This window comes from Pseudomonas sp. NPDC086581, from assembly GCF_044746165.1.
In the GTDB taxonomy this organism is placed as follows: domain Bacteria; phylum Pseudomonadota; class Gammaproteobacteria; order Pseudomonadales; family Pseudomonadaceae; genus Pseudomonas.
The window spans coordinates 264,580-280,878 of sequence record NZ_JBIVBR010000008.1 but is presented as its reverse complement, the minus strand read 5'-3'; the positions used below and the strand labels follow the sequence as shown (position 1 = coordinate 280,878).

The following is a 16,299-nucleotide window of genomic DNA, read 5'->3' as shown; positions in this document are numbered from 1 at the left end:
AGGCAGGCTCGGACGGACTCTAGGACCTCAACCTAGGTTGAGGTCAACACGCGGAGCCGGCACTCGTAGCGAGCCGGTGTCAGAAGGAGCCATGCAGGGTGACCATGAAGTTGCGCGGGTCGCCGTAGAAGTTGCCCCAGCCGGGTGCCCCGATGGTCGAGTAGTACTTCTTGTCGAACAGGTTGTTGCCGTTGAGCGCGACGCTCCAGTGCGGATCGATCTGGTACTGCACGCGTCCGCTCCACAGGGTGTAGCCGGGCTGCTCGACGCGGACGCTCCCGGTGTTGCGGTAGTTCTCGCTCTGGCTGTTCACGCCGGCGCCCACCGTCCAGCGCTCCAGCTCGCCAGCCAGCTGGTAGTCGCCCCAGACCTTGAGCATGTGCCGGGGGATGAAGCTGGAGGTGAAGGTCAGCTCGGTCGGGTCGGTCTCGTTGATGGTTTCCAGGTACTTGGTCTGGGTGTAGGTGTAGCCCGCCAGCAGTTGCAGGCGCTCGATGGGCGAGCCGCTGACCTCGGCCTCGAAGCCCTGGGCACGGACCTTGCCGGTATCGGTGTAGCAGTAGCCGTCCCCCGAACCCAGGCAGGTATCGGCGTAGTCGGTTTCCGCGCGGTGCTCCTCGGTGGTGCGGAACAGGTTGAACGAGGTGTTCAGTGCTCCCTCGAACAATTCACCCTTGATGCCGAGTTCGTAGCTGGTGCCGGTCTTGGGCTGCAGCGCCTTGCCCTGGGAGTCCACCAGGTTGCTTTGCGGCTGGAAGATATCGGCGTAGCTGGCGTAGGCGGTCCACTGGTCGTTCAAGTCGTAGAGCACGGCGGCGAACGGGGTAACCTGGCCGTTTTCCTGGCTGCGGTTGTGCACCCAATAGTCGTAGGCCTGGGTGTAGGAGTCGCTGCTGTTGCGATACCAGCTCACGCGGGTGCCCAGCACCAGGGTCAGGGGCTCGGCCAGCTTCAGGCGCAGGTTGGCGTAGGTGCCGTACTGGGTGGTCTTGGAGTCCGTCGGTTCGCCGCCGCCGCGGATTGGGTTAGCCAGGTAATCGGCCTTGGAGGGATGCGGGAAGTTCGAGGAAGGATCGAAGGGGTCCTGGGTGCCGGAGAGTGACATCAGCGCGAAGTAGTCATGGGTCTTCTGCCGACTGGCGTTGGCGCCGACGATGATCTCGTGCTCCAGGCCGAAGGCTTCGAAATGGCCGTCGACGTAGCTGTCGAAGCCATAGTCGTCCTGGTCGTAGTCGAAGCGCCCGGCATAGCGGCGCATGCTGCCACTGCTCGCCCCGACCGGCACGGAACCCTCGGAATAGCCGTACTCGATGTTCTGGTTGTTGTGGGTGTAAATCGAGGCGAAGTTCAGCGACCAGTCCTCGTTGAAGCGGTGCTTTAGGTCGGCGAAGCCGGTGATGCGCTGGCTCTGCAGGTCGTTCCAGCTCGCGCCCAGGCAGGTGGAGCGTGACAGCTTGAGGTCGCTGCCATCGGCGTAGCGCGGCAGGCCGTGGTAACAGGGCGAGGCATCGACATCCTCGTAGGCCAGGCCGAAGCCCAGCGTGGTGTCGGGGGTGACGTCCCAGTCCAGCGCGCCGTAGACGACCTGGTCCTGGCGGTCGGCGTTGTCGTAGAAGTACTGGCGGTCCTGCAGAGTGGCCACGGCGCGGCCGCGCAGCGTGCCGGAGTCATTCAGCGGCCCGCCGACATCGACCTGGCCACGGTAGTTGTCCCATCTGCCGGCGGAGAGCGTCAGCTGGGTGCTGGGCTTGTCCTGGCCGCGCTTGCGCACGAAGTTGACGCCGCCAGCGGAACTGCCGGAGCCCTTGAGCATACCCGCCGCGCCCTTGAGCACCTCGACGCGGTCGTAGAAGGCCATGTCGCTGGAGAAGCTGTTGGCCTGTACGTAGTTGCCGCCTACGTCCAGCGGGACACCGTCGTACTGGTACTGGCCGTCCAGGTTGAAGCCGCGCGAATAGAAGTACTTGCCGCCCATGGGCGAGTCGTAAACGGTGATCCCCGGCGTTTTGTCCAGCACCTGTTCGAGGGTATTGAGATTCTGGTCGTCCATCAGCTTGCGGGTAATGACGGTCACCGACTGCGGCGTTTCGCGCAGAGTGTGCACGCCCTTGCCGATGGTCACCGCGCGGGCGGTATAGGAGTTGGTGCCCTCGGTAGTCGGGTCCAGCAGCTGGCTGGAGACGGTAGTGGCGTCCATCTCCAGCACCGCCTCCGACGGCGTGGGCACCAAGCCGTAGCCGCCGTTGTCCAGGCGCCGCACCGTCAGTTGCGTCCCGGACAGGATGCGGGCGAAGCCGTCGTCAATACCGTATTCACCGCTCAGGCCATCGCTGTGCTTGCCTTCGGTCAGGCCCGCATTCACCGAGATCGGGATGCCGGCGCGGCGGCCGAACTCGCCGAGCACCTGGTCCAGCGGGCCGGCGGGGATGGCGTACTGCAGGGTTCGGGTGGCGGTGAATTCAGCCTGCACCGGCATGGCCGGCAGCAGGGTGAGCATGGAGCAGGACAGCAGGGCGAGTCCAAGCGACTGGCGCAGGGCGCGGGTGATGGGGTGAAGCGTCATGGGCAGAGGGTCCGTTTCTCGTTGTTGGCCCGCGGGTGCGAGCAGGGATTTCTCCCTAGGCCAAGCGAGAAACGAAAACCTGCCGACTTTTCGAGAATTATTTTCATTAGCGCGATCTGGCGGCCTTACACACCTCAGCGCGGGCCCACCGTGACCCAGTAGCGGGTGCGTCGCTGGATGGTCACCGGCAGGCTGTCCTGCAGCAGGGCCAACACCTGGTCGGTGTCGCCCAGCGGGTAGGAACCGCTGAGGCGAAGACTTGCAACAGCGGGGTCGCAGCGCAGCAGGCCGGGGCGGTAGCGATCCAATTCGGTGAGGAAGTCCGCCAGCCGCATGCGCTCGGCCACCAGATAGCCATCGACCCAGGCGCCGTCGTTCACGTTCAGCGCCTGCGGAGCGCTGACGCCGGCCGAGCCGATGCGGGCCTGCGAGCCGGCTTCGATCATCCTCGCCTCGCCGCCAGCCAGCGAACTGGCGGCGACGCGGCCCTGGGTCACCGCCAGCAAGGTCCCGCGCCCGTCGTGCTCGCGGCGGACACGGAAGCGCGTGCCCAGCGGTTGCAGCACGGCGTCGCCGCTGACAACCCGAAGTGGCCGCCCTGCCCCGTCGAGGGCGGTGAGAATCTCCATCTCGCCGTAACGCAGGCGCAGTTCGCGAACGCTGTCGGTGTAGTGCAGGTCGACCGCCGTGGCCGTGTTCAGCCACAGGCGTGTGCCATCTGGCAGCGTGCGCTGCGTGCGCTCGCCGGTGCCGGTTCGGTAGTCGGCCAGGGCGCCCTCCACCCACGAGACATCGCGGCCCTGCCAGGCCAGGCCACCGAGCAGGCCGAAGCCAGCCAGCACCTTGAGCGCCTTGCGCCGGTCCATTTCGTTGTAGTGCCGGCGCCCGGCCAGTTGCCGAACCAGCGGGTCGGCCAACTGGCCGGCGTGGCGCTGCAGGCCGAGCGGGATGCTACTCAGGCGCTGCCAGGCGCGCTCGTGCTCGCTGCTGGCCTCACGCCAGACCAGCAACTGGCGCTGCTCGGCCTCGCTCATGCAGCCTGACTGGGCCAGGGTGAACCAGGCAATCGCCTGGTCGCGGACGACGGCGGAAATCGGCCGGGAATCGCTATCGCGGGACATGGCGCTCACTCGAACCGGCACGCGTAGCAGGCGGTGAACGCCTTGCTCATGGCCTTCTGCACCTGGTTGACGCTCAGTTCCAGGCGCAGCGCGATCTGCGGGTAGGTCAGGCCGTCTAGCTGCGACATCAGGAAGATTTCCCGCACTTGCGGCGTGAGGCCATGCAGGAGTTCGTCGATTTCCACCAGCGCTTCGATCAGCAGCAGGCGCTCTTCCTCCGAAGGCGCCACTGCCTCAGGCCGTGCGGCCAGCGCTTCCAGATAGGCCCGCTCGACCGCCTGGCGGCGCCAGCGGTTGATCAGCAGGCTGTTGGCAATGGTGGCGAGATAAGCCAGCGGCTGGCGCAGATCGGCGATGGCGCTGCGCGAGCGCATCACGCGCACGAAGGTGTCCTGCGCCAGGTCCTCGGCATCGGTGTGCTCGCCCAGGCGGCGGCGCAGCCAACCCTTCAGCCAGCCGTGGTGGGCAATGTAAAGCCGCTCAACATCCCTTTCGAATGCCCGCTCGCTATCCATGAACGTCCAGTTTTGTTAAACATGATAATCGTTCTCAACAATACTGGATTTGCCATGTCCTGCGCAATTGGGCTGAACGCTGCAGGGAATGACCGCGGCCGCAGGCGAAAGATCATTCCCTGCCCCACCTCAGGGCTTGATGGCGATCTTCAGCACGCCGTCGCGCTGGTGAGCGAACAGGTCGTAGGCCTCGACGATGTTGTCCAGGGCGTAGTGGTGCGTGACCAGTGAGCCGAAGTCGGCGCGGTTCGACTCGATGATGCTCATCAGCCGGCGCATGCGCTCCTTGCCGCCGGGGCACAGCGCAGTGTTGATGCGGTGGTCGCCCAGGCCGGCGGCGAAGGCGGAGAGCGGTATCTGCACGTCCTTGGAGTACACGCCCAGGCTGGAGAGGGTCCCACCCGGCTTGAGCACTTTCATCGCCTGCTCGAAGGTGCTCGGCAACCCCAGGCATTCGATGGACGAATCGGCGCCGCGCCCGCCGGTGAGCTTCATCACCTCCTCCACCACGTCGCACTGCGTGAAGTCCAGGGTGACGTCGGCGCCCATGTTGCGGGAGATATCCAGCCGGTGCGCGTTGCCATCCACCGCGATGATGGTCGAGGCGCCCAGCAGGCGTGCGCCGGCCGTCGCGCACAGGCCAATCGGCCCCTGGGCGAAGATGACCACGGTGTCACCAATGCGGATGTTGGCGTTCTCGGCGCCCTTGAAGCCGGTGGACATGATGTCCGGGCACATTAATACCTGCTCGTCGGTGAGGCTGTCGGGGATCGGCGCGAGGTTGCCTTCGGCGTCCGGCACGAGGACGTATTCGGCCTGGGTGCCATCGATCAGATTACCAAAGCGCCAGCCAGCGGTGGCCTTGTAGCCATGGCAGGCGCAACGGCCGCTCTCGATCAGGTAGCTGCCGTCCTGCGAGGGCACGCCGTCCTGCGCGGCATAGGAATTGAAGTTGGGGCAGATCGCGCCGGCGATGACCCGCTGGCCTTCGCGGTAGCCTTTTACCGCACTGCCGAGCTTCTCGATGATCCCCACCGGCTCGTGGCCGACGGTCAGCCCTTTGGCCACCGGGTATTCACCCTTGAGGATGTGCACGTCGGTGCCGCAGATGGTGGTCGTGGTGATACGGATCAGCGCATCGTTGGGGCCGATCTCCGGGATGGGCTTGTCCGCTAGTTCGATGCGGCCCGGCTCCACGAAAATCGCTGCCTTCATCATTGCCATCGTTCTCTCTCCTCGCTTGAAATGCACCATCGGTACAGATGGCCGGGGGCGAAGGTCGAATATTCATCGCGACCTGCCACCCTCGTCCGATTCGAACCAGTGTGCTGGGCCTCGGCGAAATCCCGTTGATGCATATCAACGTCGGGGAAGGCTCGGCTATCGCGCTACTCGCGCTACTCGCGCTCCAGACTGTAGCCCACCCCGTCCACCGAGCTGATCCTGTCGACGACCGGGTGATGGCGGCGAGCTTGCGACGTTCGCCGCAGACGGAGGTTACAATGGTGCCCAGACCAATTCCCCCGCATCGGCCAAGCCCGGAGCCAGCTTCAGATGTTCACCCTCGTATCCCTCGACACCTCGCCTCCCGAATCCCTGAAAAGCCAGGTGCTGCAGATGGTGGTGGACTACTTCAGCGACATCAGCCCGGTGCCGCTCACGCCAAGCAACCCGCTATTCCAGCTGTACCAGTACGTGATCGGCTTCGAGGTGCACCTGTACCTGCAGGCCATGGACGGTTCACCGGCCAGTCCCGCGCGCCTGATCCTCGCCCTGGACGACGAAGACCCGTCGCAGGTGCTCGGCTTCGCCCTCTACCTGCCGAGCCAGGACGACGCCGAGGCCTGCACCCTCGCCTACATTGCCGTCCAGACCAGCCACCGCCGCCACGGCATCGCCCGCGCCCTGCTACAGAAGATGACCGAGCATCGCCCCCACGCCGAACTGGCCTGTGCGGCGGGCAAGGTGCCGGTCTTCGAGACGCTGGGCTTCCAGGTACTGGCCGCTCAGGGGCCACACGTCCTGATGAACACCCGCGACCACCGCTCCGATGGCATGGTCGCCGTGCAGGACCTGGCGCCGATCTACCAGTCCAAGGAAGTGCGGCAGATCCACACCTACCTGGTGAAACAGAACGGCAGCAAGGCCATGCGCGAGGCAGAAAAGAAACGCGACCGCCTGCTCGACCAGATGACCTGGCAGGCGCAGGAGTTGGTGAAGGAGCACTTGCCCACTCTCCACTGAAGATCACTCTGACGGCAGCTATCGGCGCTGATCAGACGCCCACCACAGCGCAGTTTCCAAGCAACCCCACATCCCGTATAGTTGATAACGATTGTCGTTTGCAAACTGTTCTTAGGGGATTGCAATGCAGGGAGATTCGTCGCTGCAGGCGGTAGGGATGCTTTATCGCGACCATCATGGCTGGTTGCGCGGCTGGTTGCGCAAGCGTCTCAATGACTCCGCCGATGCCGCCGACCTGGCGCAGGACACCTTCGTCCGCGTGCTGATGGCCCGGAGCGCCGAGGCGATTCGAGAGCCCCGCCACTATCTGCAGACCATCGCCCGCGGCCTGGTCATCGACCTGTACCGCCGCCGTTCGCTGGAGCGCGCCTACCTGGAAGCGCTGGCGCTGCTTCCCCAGGCGGTTCAACCGTCCCTTGAGGAACAGGCGCTGCTGCTCGAAGCGCTGCTGGAAATCGACCGAATGCTCGATGGCCTGGGGCCGAAAGTCCGGCAGGCCTTCATCCTGTCCCAGCTCGAAGGGTTGACCTACAACCAGATCGCTGAGCGACTGGGTATCTCGCTGCGCACGGTGAACAAGTACATGGCCAAGGCCATGGAGCACTGCTGCCTGGCCATGGCGGGCGTCCTGTGAACGACGCCCTGCCACAAAATGAACGGCAAGCCATCGGCGAAGCGGCCCGCTGGTACGCACGCCTGGCCAACGCGGCACCGGGCGACCGCGACCAGCAGGCCTGGCAGCACTGGCTGGCGGCCGACCCGATCAACCAGCGCGCCTGGCAACGCATCGAATCGGTGAACCTGCAGATGGCGCGCGTGCCGGGTCGCCTGGCCGCTGCCACTCTGACCTCGGCTGGCCAATCGCGGCGCCAAGTGGTGCGCAGCATCGTACTGCTCGCTTCCATTGGCGGACTGGCGACCCTGGGTTGGCGCAGCGACGCACGCCAGCGCTACACAGCCGGCTACAGGACCGCGGTCGGCGAACGTCGCCACTTCACCCTGGCGGACGGCAGCCGGATGCAACTGGGCACGGACAGCGCCGTGGATGTGTTGTTCGATGCGAACCAGCGCCTGATCGTCCTGCGCGCCGGCGAGGTGCTGATCAGCACCGCAACCGATGCACTCGACAGACCCTTCCGCGTACGCAGCACCGACGCCACCGTGCGCGCGCTGGGCACGCGTTTCAGCGTGGGTATCCGGGGCAATGGAACCGAGGTGGCGGTGCTGGAAAAGGCCGTCGAAGTCTCGGTGCCCGGCCAGGGCAACCCGTTGCGCCTGGAAGCCGGCCAGCACACGCGGATCGTCTCCGGCGTCATCCAGCCTGTGCAGGCCAACGACACCTCGGTGGGCGCCTGGGGGCAAGGCAGCCTCATCGCCATCGACCGCCCCCTGGGCGAACTGCTGGAAGAGCTGGGGCGCTACCGCCACGGCTGGCTGAGATGCGACCCGCGCATCAGCGGCCTGCGCATTTCCGGCGCCTTCCCGGTGGATGACACCGATCTCGCACTCAGGGCCCTGGAGCGCAGCTTCCCTGTTACGGCGGTGTATCGCACGGGGTATTGGGTAACCGTGGTTCCGCGCGGCTGAGCCTGCATGAATGCCGGAAAAGATTTTTCCAGACACCGTGCACTTTCTTTGTCCCTGGTTCGGCTACTCCGGCATCAGTGACCCACTGGGTCACCACCACCGGGGAGAGACCATGCTGTATCCGTTCGTTCGCCATCGGCTCGCCATGCACGTGCAGGCCGCCCTCTTCAGTGTCGCCGTCGTCGCCGTGCCCGTCGCCCAGGCCGCAGAGCCGGCAAGCTCCGGCCCCGCGCAGAGCATCCGCCAGTACGACATCGCCGCCGGTTCGCTGACCGAGGTGATCAGCCGCTTCGCCAGCGAAGTCGGGGTTGCGCTCTCGTTCGATGCGAGCAGGACCGCCCATCTCCAGTCGGCCGGCCTGCATGGCAGCTATTCGCCGGAGGCGGGATTCGCCGCCCTCCTCTCCGGCACCGGCCTGCGCGCGGTGGACCAGGGCGGCAGCTATGTGCTGGAGGCAATACCGTCCGCGCTGGAAATGAGCGACACGGTGGTCACCGGCCAGGGTTTGGGGCCGACGACGGAAGACTCCGGCTCCTACACCTCCAGCGAAGCCACCATCGGCAAGTCGGCCCAGCGCCTGAAGGACATCCCCCAGTCGGTCACCGTCATCACCCGCAAGGCGATGGACGACCAGCGCCTCGACACCCTGGACCAGGTGCTGGAAAAAACCACCGGCATCACCACCTACCAGAGCCCGTCCGGCGGCAAGTACATCTACTCGCGCGGCTTCGAGGTGGAGACCATCCAGTACGACGGCGTTCCCCTCGACCGACGCTACTACGCCATCGGCAGCAGCTTCACCTCCGACACGCTGCTCTACGACCGCGTCGAAGTGCTGCGCGGCGCCAACGGCCTGCTGCAGGGCAGCGGCAACCCCGGCGCGGCGATCAACCTCGTGCGCAAGCGCCCGAAGGCCGAACCATCGCTTTCGCTGACCGCCAGCGCCGGCTCCTGGGACACCTACCGGCAGACGATCGATGGCAGCACTCCGCTCACCGCCGACGGCCGGCTGCGCGGCCGCGTAGTGGCCGCCCACGAGGATCGCGACTACTTCTACGACACCGCGGACAGCCGCAAGAACGTGCTCTACGGCATCCTGGAATACGGCCTCACCGACGACACCCGAGTGGCCGCCGGCGCCAGCGTGGAGGACCTGCACTCGACACCGTCCTTCGGCGGTCTACCACGCAACAAGGATGGCAGCGCAGTGCATGCGGGGCGCTCCACCTTCACCGGCGCGGACTGGAACAAGTGGAACAACAAGCAGACCACCTACTTCGCCGACATCACCCATGACTTCAACGATGACTGGCGCCTGAATGCCTCGGGCAGCTACATCCGCGAAACCAACGACATCCTCTACAGCTTCGGCCGTGGCGCGGTCGACCCGGCCAGCGGCGACGGCATGCAGTCGCGCGCCTACCTCTACGACTTCGAGAACATCAACAAAGGCGCCGACATCAACCTTGCCGGCAAGTGGCGTGCCTTCGACCTGGAGCACCAGGTGGTGGTCGGCGCCAACGCCAGCGACCTGAAGACCGACGACCTGCAAGGTGGCTTGCTCAACCTCGGGCCGATCAACATCTACGACCCGGTCTCCCCGCGCGAGCCAACCACGGAGGAGATGCTCAGCACCACCTACGCCGGCACCTCCAAGGGCCATATTCGCCAGAACGGCCTCTACGGCGTGGTGCGCTACAAGCTGGCCGAGCCGCTGACCCTGGTCCTGGGCGGGCGTACCAGCAACTACCAGTACGACTACGAACTCACCCGTTTGACCACCTCCTCGCCCGCCCCGGCCCATTCGAAGGAAACCGGCGAGTTCACTCCCTACGGCGGCCTGATCTACGAGCTGAACAGCCAGTGGTCGGTCTACGCCAGCTACACCGACATCTTCAAGCCGCAGACCGAGCTGACCCAGGACAGCGCTCCGCTCAAGCCCATCGAAGGCTCCAACTACGAGCTGGGCCTGAAAGGCGAGCTGATGGATGGGCGGGTGAACACCAGCTTCGCGATCTTCCGCGTGGACCAGGAGAACCGTGCGCAGTACGACTACGCCTCGGCGTGCGGGCAGAACGGCGAAGACAACTGCTACGTGGCCGGCGGCAAGGTTCGCGCCGAGGGCTTCGACGCGGAGATCAGCGGCGAAGTGCTGCGCGACCTGCAGCTGTTCGCCGGCTACACCTACACCTCGACCAAGTTCCTCAACGATCCGGGCGACGGCACCTCGTCCTCCGGCTCCACCTTCAACAGCTACACGCCGCGCCACCTGCTGCGCTTCTGGGCCGACTACAAGCTGCCGGGCGAGCTGAGCCAGTGGAGCGCCGGGGCCGGCGCCAACATCCAGAGCGAGAACTACAACACCAACTTCGGCGGCACCGGCGGCGTCGGCGATATCAAGCAATCCGGCTACGCCATCTGGAACGCCCGCCTGGGCTACCAGATCAACAAGAACCTCAGCGTCGCCCTGAACGGCAACAACCTGTTCGACAAGAAGTACTACTCCTCCATCGGCTGGCTGAACGCGAGCAACCAGTATGGAGACCCGCGCAACTACACCGTCACCCTGAAGGCTGACTTCTGAGGTGAGCATCCGATAGCACCGGTGAGGCTCATTCCGGGTGAAGTCGCAGTGGGAGGCCGAAGGCCGGGCCTCAGCCGCCCAGTGCGATGATGGCGAACAGCAGCGCCGTGCCCACCACGGCCAGCGCAAGTCCACCGGCAAAGGGCGAACCGCCGGAGTAACGAGCGAGTATCCAGCCGGAAATGAACAGCATCGCCAGCGCCACTGCATTCGAGGCGCGGATGGCCGGGCCGGTCTGGTCGATCAGCAGGAAGGGAATGACCAGCGGGAAGGTCGCCAGCACCACCAGCAGGAAAGTGGCCAGCGCGCCCTTGATGTCTTCCCAGCCAATCCGCGCCGGCCCCGAAGGCCCAGCGGCTTCCCGCAGCAAGTGCAGGCGCAGCATTTCCAGCCCGTCCACCCCTACCGCCGCGGAGAGACGCGGCGGCAGTTCGGCGGCGATCAAGCTTTGCCCATGGCGCGGGTCAGCGCTGCCCTGCAGGTTCTCCAGCAGGGTTCGGCTGCGGGTGCGCTCGGTCCAGGTACGCATCAGGAAGATCACGGCATCGGCCAGGCCCCAGGCGAGGTTGCAGCCCAGCGCGGCGATCAGCATGGTGCGCACCTCCTCCCGCCCCGAGGTCGCCACGCTCAGCGAGCCGATGAAGGTCATGGCCATCAGCAGGCCGAAGATCACTTCGGTGATGCGGTCGATCGGTTCCAGCACCCGCTGCCAGGTGCCCTTCTCGGCTTTGTCCATCGCTTCCCTCCTGATCGGCGAGCACGGCTCGTCGTCCCTCGTTCATGCCATTGACTGAGCGCTTGCAAGTGGTGATCGAAACAACGCGTCCGGCCGGGACTAACCCAGCCGGACGATGTCGACCGAAATCTCCACGGCAGTGACGCTGCCGCGGTTCTCCAGCCAGTGCGTGGTGTTGTGGTCCTCGGGCCAACCGACGCCCGGCCCGTAGTCAGTGGCGATACCGTCTCGATGGTCGGTGATGGTGCCCTGAAGGATGAACACCGTGCCGGGGCGGTCCACGTGGTCATGCACCGGCCCGAACACGCCGCCGGGCGCGATGGTCACCCGCCGCATGCGTAGCTGGCGGCCCGCCATGCCGTCGATCTCGGGGCCGAGGTCGACCGAGGACAGCAGCTCCACCGTCACGCCTCGTGTCTCGGGTGCCACCTCTACGCTGTTCATCACGCCGGCCTCACTGAGCGACAGGTTCTCTGTGCCAGTAAAGACGCTGCATGGCGCCGCCCGAAACGAGGCGACAAAGGGTCGTTCAGCCCCCGGCTGGCAGGCGCTCCAGGTCGCAGAGCGCAGTGGCGTCGAGCAGGCTTTTCTCGAAATCCTCCAGGCCCTCGTAGTGGCTTTGCAGCTCCGCGATGCGCCGGCTAAGTTCCTGCTTCTTCGCCGCAATCGCTTCGCGCACGAGGTCCCAGCGCGACAGCTCGTCGCCGCGCTGGAAGATCTCCTGCATCTCCTTGAGGCGAAAGCCCAACTGCTGGGCGCACTTGATGAACACCAGCAACTCGACCGTCTCCGGCGTGTAGACGCGGTACTTGCCCTCCCGACGCGGCGTGGGCAGCAAGCCGATTTCCTCATAGTGACGAATGCACTTGACCGTGGTGCCGGACAGTTCGGCAACCTTCCCGATATACATGTGAACCACTCCTGCACAGGCGGCGGCCAGCATGCGGCAGGTACGGCGAAAATCCCAGCCTGCGGATCATCCACCAGCGAGCGACTGCACCTGCCGCAGCCAGCCCTCACGGCGCTGCGGCGCCGAGTGGAGGATCGGCCCGAGCAGGAGCGTGCCGGTCGGCCGAATGCCACAGAATTCCAGGGTGGTCCTGCGCATCTGCTGCAGCGCGGGCATGCGCTGGAACCAGCGGAAATACCAGGGCGGCGTGTCCATGGTCGCCAGCAGGTGCGCGGTGCGACCCTTGAGCAGCTTTTCCGGAAAGGCCGAGCCCTTTCGATAACGGAAGGCGAAACCGGGCAGCAACGCCCGGTCAAGAAAGCCCTTGAGCAGCGCGGGCACCCCACCCCACCAGACCGGGAACACCAGCGCCAGGTGATCGGCCCAGGCAATCGCCTGCTGCGCCTGCAGCAGGTCCGGCTCCAGCGGTTGCTCGCGGTTGTAGCCGCTGCGCAACACCGGGTCGAAGTCCAGCTCGCCCAGGCGCAGCAGCCTGACTTCATGGCCGGCGCCGCTGGCGGCTTCCCGGTAGCGCTCGGCGATGGCGCCACAGAAGCTGTCGTCGCTGGGATGCCCGAGGATCAGGAGGATCCGTTTCTGTTGCATGGTGCTCGACTCCTTGTGTAAGCGCGTCGAGCCTAAAGCCTCCCCCTGGGGGGAGAGTCAACGCCAGGCAGTCACTCGAGGATCGCCACGGCGCGCACGAAACCGGCGGAGGCGTGGCGGATCTTGTAGGGGAAGCAGCTGACCAGGAAGCCGTGATCAGGCAATTGCTCGAGGTTGGCGAGCTTCTCCATCTGCCCGTAGCCGATGTCGCGCCCGGCCTTGTGGCCTTCCCAGATGATCGACGCATCGCCCGAGGCGGCGAAGCGCTCGCGGGTGTACTTGAAAGGTGCGTCCCAGCTCCAGGCATCGGTGCCCACCACCCGCACGCCGCGCTCCAGCAGGTAAAGCGTCGCCTCGCGACCCATGCCGACGCCGGCTTCGAGGTAGCCCGGCTGGCCGAACAGGCTGCCGGCGCGGGTGTTAACCAGCACGATGTCCAGCGGCTGCAGCGCATGGCCGATGCGCGCCAGTTCGGCCTCGACCTCGGCGGCAGTCACCACATGGCCGTCCGGGAGGTGACGAAAGTCCAGCTTCACGCCCGGTTGCAGGCACCAGTCCAGCGGCAGTTCGTCGATGCCGAAGGCCGGCTTGCCACCGTCGGTGGTGGACGCGTAGTGCCACGGTGCATCCATATGCGTGCCGCTGTGGGTGGTGATCTGCAGGCGCTCCGCCGCCCAGGATTCGTCGCCGGGCAGGTCCTCCTTGCGCAGGCCGGGGAACATCGCTGCCATTTCCGGCCAGCCCTGCTGGTGGTCCATGTAGTCGATCTTCGGCAGCAGCGGCGGCGGGTCGGTGTAGGGGTTGTTGTCCAGGGTCACGGACAGGTCCAGCAAGCGGCGTTGGTTCAGGCTCATGCGGAGATTCCTTTGCGGGCGGCGCGGCTGCGGCGCGGCGGAAGATCGAGGGCATTGCGCAGCAGCCCGGCCACCGTGCCGTCGTGGCAGAAGCCCAGCTCGCGGGCCTGCGGCGTGCGCAGTGGCGGATAGGCGCCGAACAGCGCTTCCAGTTGCGGATCGGGATCGAAGGCGATGCGCTCGCAGTTGGCTTCGCCGAAAAAGGCGGCGAGCCCGGCGAGCACCTGGGCAATCGACAGCTGCAGCACCGGCAATTGCCACACCCGTTGACTACCGGGCTCCCTGAGTTCGGCGGCGTGCAGCAGGTTGTCCACGCAGCAGCGCGCCGACATCCACCAGGCGCTGGCCTGCGGCGACACCGGGCAGGTGTAGCTGTCCCCCGCTGCACAGGCGTGCAGCAGGTCGCTCATGAAGGCCGAGCGCAAGCCGTTGGGTTCGCGCGGTCGGGCGACTATGCCCGGCAGGCGCAGCGCGCGGCCATCCACTTCGCCGCGCCGGGACAGGTCTTGCAGGGCGATCTCCACCATGCGCTTGTGCGCCGCGTAGGACAGTTGCGGCGCCGCCGGTTGTTCCTCGTCCATCCGCGCCGGCAATTCGCCGCCATAGACCGCCACGCTACTGGCATAAACCAGCACAGGCGGCCGCACGGCATTGCGCAGTTGCTGCAGCAGTTCCAGGCTGGCCTGCAGGTTGACCTGGTAGCCCAGTTCGTACTGCGCCTCAGCGGCGCCGCCGGGCACGCTCACCAGGTGGAACACTACGTCGACGCCATCGGCCAGGACGCGGCGTAGCAGGGCCGGATCGGTGACGCTGCCGTAATGCCGGCGCAGGCGAGAATCGTCGGGCAGGCCTTCGAGTTTCTGGTCCAGCAACAGCAAGGCTTCGATCCGCTTGCCGCGCAGCACGCCGGCTTCCAGCAGGCGCCGCACCAGCAGGCGGCCGACAAATCCATTGGCCCCGCTGACCATCACGCGCATGGCCAGCCCCCTTGAACCACGCACTGGTCGATGGCGCCGAAGAGCACCTCGCCGTCGCTGCCGCGAGCCTCCATACGCACGCGGTCGCCGAAGTGCATGAAAGCAGTGCGTGGCGCGCCGTGGGCGATAGTCTCGATGGCACGGCGCTCGGCAATGCAGGCCGAGCCGACGGAGCGGTCGGCGTTGGACACGGTGCCCGAACCGATCAGCGTGCCGGCGCTCAGGCGCCGGGTCAGGGCGGCATGGGCGATCAGGTCATGGAAGCCGAAGTGCATGGCGCCGCCGTGGGGATGGCCGAACCATTCGCCGTTCCACTCCACCGTCAGCGGCAGGTGCACGCGGCCATCGCGCCAGGCGCCGCCCAACTCGTCCGGGGTCACCGCCACCGGGGCGAAGCTGGACGCCGGCTTGGCCTGGAGGAAGCCGAAGCCGGTCTTCATCTCCCGTGGCGCCAGTGCGCGCAGGCTGACGTCGTTGAGCTGCAGAACCAGGCGCACATGTTTGAGCGCCTGCTCCGCCGGGCAGCCCATGGGCACCGCGTCGAGCAGCACGGCGAACTCGCCTTCGAAGTCGATACCGTGGGCTTCACTGGGCAGCGGGATATCCGCGCGCGGGCCGAGGAAGTCATCGCCAGCACCCTGGTAGATCAACGGAATGCGCTCGACGCCTTCGATGGGCTCCAGGTTGAAGGCCTTCTGCATCAGCTCGCCGTGGCTGAGGAAGCAGGAGCCGTCCAGCCATTGCCAGGCGCGTGGCAACGGCGCGGCGAGTTGCGCCGGATCGAGGTCGAAGGCGCCAGCGACGGCGTTGGCGTTGAGCCGCTGGTACAGCCTCTGCAGGTCGGACTCCAGCAGCTCCCAGTTGTCCAGAGCGGCCTGCAGGGTGGCGGCGATGCCGCTGGCATCCACCGCCCGCGTCAGGTCGCGGGAGACTACCAGCAGGCGGCCATCGCGGCTGCCGTCATCGAGGGTGGCGAGCTTCATGGCAGCAGCTCCTTCAACTCGGCCGCGTAACGGCCATCGAGAAGAATGAAGACCATCCGCGCCATCGCTTCGGTGCGGTTGCTCCACGCGTGGTTGGTACCACGCTGCACCACGATGTCGCCGCGCTTGAGGTGCACTTCGCCGTCGTCCAGCACCAGCCAGACCTCGCCCTCGGTAACGATGCCGTAGTCCAGGGTCTGGGTACGGTGCATCAGCTTGTGCTTCGAGTCGGCCTTGCCGGTGCCGGCGTGGGATTCACCGATTTCGGCGAAGACTGCTGCGGCGTCTTCGTCGCTGACCTGGTTCTGCACGCTGTCCGGCGGGATATCCACCACACGGATGACGCTGCCCTGTAGTCCGGGGCTGAGCTGAAGCGGCTGGGCGGTGGGGTCGTCGCCGTTGTCCAGCGGCGCGGGGCTGCCGAGGCTGTTCCACACCTCGTAGAACAGGGTGCCGGGCACCGCCTTGAGCGGGAAGTTGTTCGGCGTCGGGCCGCAACTGGCGACCACCGCCTGACCCTGAGCGTCGTGGCCGGTGACTACGCGTTTGAAGGTGGGAAGCTGTTGCATGGTGTCTCCTT

Annotated in this window: 16 protein-coding genes; 4 read left to right on the top strand and 12 right to left on the bottom strand. The window is 66.1% G+C overall.

The window, feature by feature from the left end:
* Positions 1-79 precede the first annotated feature (79 nt).
* The 4 genes from ACIPK7_RS18000 to ACIPK7_RS17985 form a co-directional block, all read right to left on the bottom strand.
* Entirely contained in the window at positions 80-2,563 is a 2,484-nt protein-coding gene (locus tag ACIPK7_RS18000) for a TonB-dependent siderophore receptor (RefSeq protein WP_401089294.1), read from the bottom strand.
* Positions 2,564-2,697: 134 nt separating this feature from the next.
* Positions 2,698-3,684, bottom strand: coding sequence for a FecR domain-containing protein (locus tag ACIPK7_RS17995; RefSeq protein WP_401089291.1), 987 nt, complete (start codon positions 3,682-3,684; stop codon positions 2,698-2,700).
* A 5-nt stretch (positions 3,685-3,689) separates the two neighbouring features.
* Positions 3,690-4,199 carry a sigma-70 family RNA polymerase sigma factor gene (locus tag ACIPK7_RS17990; RefSeq protein ID WP_192433017.1) on the bottom strand — a complete coding sequence of 170 codons (510 nt, stop codon included), beginning with the start codon at positions 4,197-4,199 and terminating at the stop codon, positions 3,690-3,692.
* Between the two features lie 129 nt (positions 4,200-4,328).
* On the bottom strand, positions 4,329-5,423 hold the full coding sequence (locus ACIPK7_RS17985) for an NAD(P)-dependent alcohol dehydrogenase (protein WP_081518434.1): 1,095 nt from the start codon (positions 5,421-5,423) through the stop codon (positions 4,329-4,331).
* 330 nt (positions 5,424-5,753) lie between these two features.
* Between ACIPK7_RS17985 and ACIPK7_RS17980 the strand changes: the two genes are divergently transcribed.
* The 4 genes from ACIPK7_RS17980 (at position 5,754) to ACIPK7_RS17965 (ending at position 10,614) form a co-directional block, all read left to right on the top strand.
* Entirely contained in the window at positions 5,754-6,443 is a 690-nt protein-coding gene (locus tag ACIPK7_RS17980; protein ID WP_192433016.1) for a GNAT family N-acetyltransferase, read from the top strand.
* A gap of 124 nt (positions 6,444-6,567) precedes the next feature.
* Positions 6,568-7,077, top strand: coding sequence for a sigma-70 family RNA polymerase sigma factor (locus ACIPK7_RS17975; protein ID WP_401089289.1), 510 nt, complete (start codon positions 6,568-6,570; stop codon positions 7,075-7,077).
* Positions 7,074-8,030, top strand: a complete 957-nt coding sequence (locus ACIPK7_RS17970; protein WP_401089287.1) for a FecR domain-containing protein — start codon at positions 7,074-7,076, stop codon at positions 8,028-8,030. The genes ACIPK7_RS17975 and ACIPK7_RS17970 overlap by 4 nt, the downstream gene beginning before the upstream one ends.
* A 112-nt stretch (positions 8,031-8,142) precedes the next feature.
* Positions 8,143-10,614 carry a TonB-dependent siderophore receptor gene (locus ACIPK7_RS17965; RefSeq protein WP_401089285.1) on the top strand — a complete coding sequence of 824 codons (2,472 nt, stop codon included), beginning with the start codon at positions 8,143-8,145 and terminating at the stop codon, positions 10,612-10,614.
* A 70-nt stretch (positions 10,615-10,684) separates the two neighbouring features.
* Here the strand turns inward: ACIPK7_RS17965 and ACIPK7_RS17960 are convergent, their stop codons facing one another.
* The 8 genes from ACIPK7_RS17960 to ACIPK7_RS17925 all read right to left on the bottom strand — a co-directional run bounded on the left by ACIPK7_RS17960 (position 10,685) and on the right by ACIPK7_RS17925 (position 16,288).
* Complete coding sequence (locus tag ACIPK7_RS17960) at positions 10,685-11,350, bottom strand: VIT1/CCC1 transporter family protein (RefSeq protein WP_401089283.1); 666 nt, start codon at positions 11,348-11,350, stop codon at positions 10,685-10,687.
* A 99-nt stretch (positions 11,351-11,449) separates the two neighbouring features.
* Complete coding sequence (locus ACIPK7_RS17955; RefSeq protein WP_401089281.1) at positions 11,450-11,794, bottom strand: cupin domain-containing protein; 345 nt, start codon at positions 11,792-11,794, stop codon at positions 11,450-11,452.
* Between the two features lie 85 nt (positions 11,795-11,879).
* Positions 11,880-12,260, bottom strand: coding sequence for a MerR family transcriptional regulator (locus tag ACIPK7_RS17950; RefSeq protein ID WP_401089279.1), 381 nt, complete (start codon positions 12,258-12,260; stop codon positions 11,880-11,882).
* 66 nt (positions 12,261-12,326) lie between these two features.
* The gene (locus tag ACIPK7_RS17945; protein ID WP_401089277.1) at positions 12,327-12,905 is read right to left on the bottom strand and encodes an NAD(P)H-dependent oxidoreductase; all 579 of its coding nucleotides are present in this window, start codon (positions 12,903-12,905) and stop codon (positions 12,327-12,329) included.
* Between the two features lie 71 nt (positions 12,906-12,976).
* Complete coding sequence (locus ACIPK7_RS17940) at positions 12,977-13,759, bottom strand: cyclase family protein (RefSeq protein WP_192433008.1); 783 nt, start codon at positions 13,757-13,759, stop codon at positions 12,977-12,979.
* Positions 13,756-14,736 (bottom strand): NAD-dependent epimerase/dehydratase family protein, encoded by a 981-nt coding sequence (locus ACIPK7_RS17935; protein WP_401089275.1) that lies wholly within the window; start codon positions 14,734-14,736, stop codon positions 13,756-13,758. Before ACIPK7_RS17935 ends, ACIPK7_RS17940 begins: the two co-directional genes overlap by 4 nt.
* Positions 14,727-15,719, bottom strand: a complete 993-nt coding sequence (locus tag ACIPK7_RS17930) for a fumarylacetoacetate hydrolase family protein (RefSeq protein WP_401089273.1) — start codon at positions 15,717-15,719, stop codon at positions 14,727-14,729. The genes ACIPK7_RS17935 and ACIPK7_RS17930 overlap by 10 nt, the downstream gene beginning before the upstream one ends.
* Entirely contained in the window at positions 15,716-16,288 is a 573-nt protein-coding gene (locus ACIPK7_RS17925) for a cupin domain-containing protein (RefSeq protein WP_192433005.1), read from the bottom strand. The genes ACIPK7_RS17930 and ACIPK7_RS17925 overlap by 4 nt, the downstream gene beginning before the upstream one ends.
* Between the last annotated feature and the right edge of the window lie 11 nt (positions 16,289-16,299).